4 protein-coding genes are annotated in these 2,918 nt (G+C 73.5%); all 4 read right to left on the bottom strand.

Annotated features, from left to right (window positions below):
* A partial coding sequence (locus HW578_RS24920) for a DNA polymerase III subunit delta' (protein WP_198373394.1) occupies positions 1–740 on the bottom strand: 740 nt, incomplete at its 3' end.
* The gene (gene tmk / locus HW578_RS24915; protein WP_198373393.1) at positions 740–1,369 is read right to left on the bottom strand and encodes a dTMP kinase; all 630 of its coding nucleotides are present in this window, start codon (positions 1,367–1,369) and stop codon (positions 740–742) included. The genes tmk and HW578_RS24920, both read right to left, overlap by 1 nt.
* Positions 1,366–2,583: a D-alanyl-D-alanine carboxypeptidase family protein gene (locus HW578_RS24910; RefSeq protein WP_198373392.1), complete on the bottom strand. Its 1,218-nt coding sequence runs from the start codon at positions 2,581–2,583 to the stop codon at positions 1,366–1,368. The genes tmk and HW578_RS24910 overlap by 4 nt, the downstream gene beginning before the upstream one ends.
* 30 nt (positions 2,584–2,613) lie before the next feature.
* Positions 2,614–2,918: SPOR domain-containing protein (locus HW578_RS24905; protein WP_198373391.1), on the bottom strand; the 305-nt coding region annotated here is incomplete at its 5' end.

Genomic DNA, 2,918 nt, shown 5'->3' with positions numbered 1-2,918 from the left:
GCGTGGTCGCGGGGCGGGTCGGGGCGCGCCAGCGCCGCCAGGCTCGCCTCCACCATGGCCTGCAGTTCGAGCCCGCCGGCCTCGGCCAGCGCCAGCGCGCGCCCCGGCGCGCCATCCGCCAGCGCGGCGATCCGCGCGCGGTCTGCCTTCGGCGTGTCGGGCAGCAGGCGCGCCAGCAGCGCCTCCATCTCCGCCGCGCCCAGCGGGTTGAGGTCGATCCGCCGGCAGCGGCTGCGGATGGTGGGCAACAGCTTCTGCGGCGCGGCGCAGACCAGCAGCAGCACGGTGCGCGGCGGCGGTTCCTCGAGCGTCTTGAGCAGCGTGTTCTGCACCGCGGCCTGGTCGGCGCGCTCGGCCTCGTCCATCACCACCACGCGCCAGCCGCCCTCGGCCGCGGTCTGGGTCAGGAAGCGCACGGCCTCGCGCGCATCCTCCACGCGCAGGATGCGCTTCACGCCGCGATCGCCGGTATTCGGTTCCAGCGCGAAGCAGTCGGCATGCGTGTCGGCCGCCACGCGGCGGAACACGGCGGAGGCGGGATCGACCTCGAGCGGCGTGCTCCCCGGCGGCATGCCCGCCAGCAGCCAGCGCGCGAAGCGCCAGGCGAGCGTCGCCTTGCCGATCCCCGGCGGCCCGCAGATGAGCCAGGCATGATGCAGCCGGCCGGATCGCGCGGCGGCTTCCAGGCTGCGCGCAGCCGCCTCGTGGCCGACCAGCTCGGGATTGGCGCGCGGGTCCATCAGCCCAGGGCGAGCCCGAGGCGCGCCTGCACCACCGCGCGGATCGCCGCGCTCACGGCATCGACGCCCTGCCCGGCATCTAGCACGGCGCAGCGCGCGGGCTCGGCTTCGGCGATGCGCAGGAAGCCTTCGCGCACCGCCTCGTGGAAGCGGCGGTCCATGCGTTCGTAGCGGTCCGCACCCGATCGTGCCGCCGCGCGCGCCATGCCTGCCTCGATCGGCAGGTCCAGCACCAGCGTCACGTCCGGCGCGAGGCCTTCCAGCGCAATCCCCGCCAGCCCGGCCCAGACCTCCCGCGGCAGCCCCTGTGCGCCCTGGTAGGCCAGGGTGGAATCGGCGAAGCGGTCGCACACCACCCAGCCGCCGGCCGCGAGGAAGGGCCGGATCACCCGCACCACATGCTCCCTGCGCGCGGCGAACATCATCATCGCCTCCGCCACCGGGTCCCAGGGGCCATGGCCGAGCAGCAATGCGCGGATGCGCTCCGCCCCCGGCGTGCCGCCAGGCTCGCGCGTGCGCAGCACCGGCAGCCCCGATCGTGCCAGCGCCGCGGCCAGCCGCCGCGCCTGGGTGGACTTCCCCGCCCCCTCGCCGCCTTCCAGCGTGATGAACCGTCCGCGCGCCGTCACGTCCCGAACACGAGCCGGCTCATCACCGCGGGAATGCGCGAGATGATGCCCAGCCGCTCGACATCCGCGCCGGCCATCAGCGGCACCTCCAGCTGCGGCACGCCCTGCCCGCCCACGATCATGGTGCCGATGATCTGCCCGCGCGCCACCGGCGCGGTCAGCGGCGCCTCGTAGCGCAGCCGCACCTGCAGCCGCTGGCGCCATTGCCGCGGCAGGGTCAGCACCATGTCGCGCCCGCCCACCATCGGCACGCGGTTGCGCTCGCCCAGGTAGACCGGCACTTCCTCGATGGTGTCCTGGGCGCGGAACAGCACCACCGCCTCGAATTCGCGGAAGGCCCATTCCATGAGGCGCTCGCTCTCCTCGGCCCGCGCGCGCATCGAGGGCAGGCCGTTCACCACCATGATGACGCGGCGGTCGCCGCGACGCGCACTGCCGGTCAGGCCGTAGCCCGCTTCCTCGGTGTGGCCGGTCTTGAGGCCATCCGCCCCGGCCACGCGCGCCAGCAGCGGGTTGCGGTTGTCCTGGCTGATGTTGTTGAAGCGGAAGGAACGCTCGTTGTAGTAGCGGTAGTGGTCGGGGAAATCCTCGATGATGCGGCGCGCCAGGATCGCGAGGTCACGCGCCGTCATGCGGTGCTCGGGGTCGGGCCAGCCGGTCGCGTTGCGAAAATTGCTGTTCTGCAGGCCGATGCGCCGGCCGGTGGCGTTCAGCAGCTCGGCGAATTGCTGTTCCGATCCGCTGATGGCTTCCGCCAGCACGATGCAGGCGTCGTTGCCCGACTGCACGATCACGCCGCGGATCAGGTCCTCGACCTTGATCTGCGCTCCCAGCTCCACGAACATCTTGGAGCCGGCCATGCGCCAGGCGCGCTCGCTCACCGGCAGGGTCTGGTCGAGCTGCAGGCGACCGGCCTTCAGCTGCTCGAACACCACATACATCGTCATCAGCTTCGACATGGACGATGGTGGCATGAGCTGGTCGGCGTTCTTCTCGAGCAGCACGGCGCCGGTCGCGAAATCCACGATCAACGCCTGGCGGGCCACCACGTCGAGCGGGCCGAGCGGTGTATCGGCCGGCGCGCCGGCGGGGCGCGTCGGACCGGGCTGGCGTCGCGGCTGCGCCGGCTGCTGCGCCCCGCGGTTCTGCGCCAGGGCCGGCGCGGCCAGAACCGCGCCTACCGTGCCCCCGAGCAGCGAACGGCGATATGTCATGGCGAGCCCCTTTCCCGAATCGGCGGCCGGTCAGTCCACCAGGATGCGCGCACCGGATACGCCGGCGGCGAGTGTCCGCTCAAGCGCCGCGTCGGCGGCGGCCACGCTGTCGAAGGGACCGAGCCGCACGCGGAACTGCTGGTCGCGCCGCGGGCCGAAGGCCTCGACCCGCGCGCCGGGGATGCGCGCGGCCAGCCGCGCGGCGGCATCGGGGCGCGAGAGCGTGCCAGCCTCGATCATCACGCGGCCGGGGCTGGGCGCGGATTGCGCGACCGTCTCGGGCAAGGGCGTGTCTGCGGGGGGCACGGCCGCCGCCTCCACCGCGGCCTGGCGTA

Origin of the sequence: Roseomonas rosulenta, from assembly GCF_016106005.1 — a bacterium.
Lineage (GTDB): Bacteria > Pseudomonadota > Alphaproteobacteria > Acetobacterales > Acetobacteraceae > Neoroseomonas > Neoroseomonas rosulenta.
The sequence above is the reverse complement of the archived record's forward strand: the minus strand, read 5'-3'. Positions and strand labels throughout refer to the sequence as shown.

Excerpts from the sequence above, each read along its gene's own strand:
- HW578_RS24910 (WP_198373392.1), bottom strand. The coding sequence starts at position 2,583 with ATGACATATCGCCGTTCGCTGCTCGGGGGCACGGTAGGCGCGGTTCTG.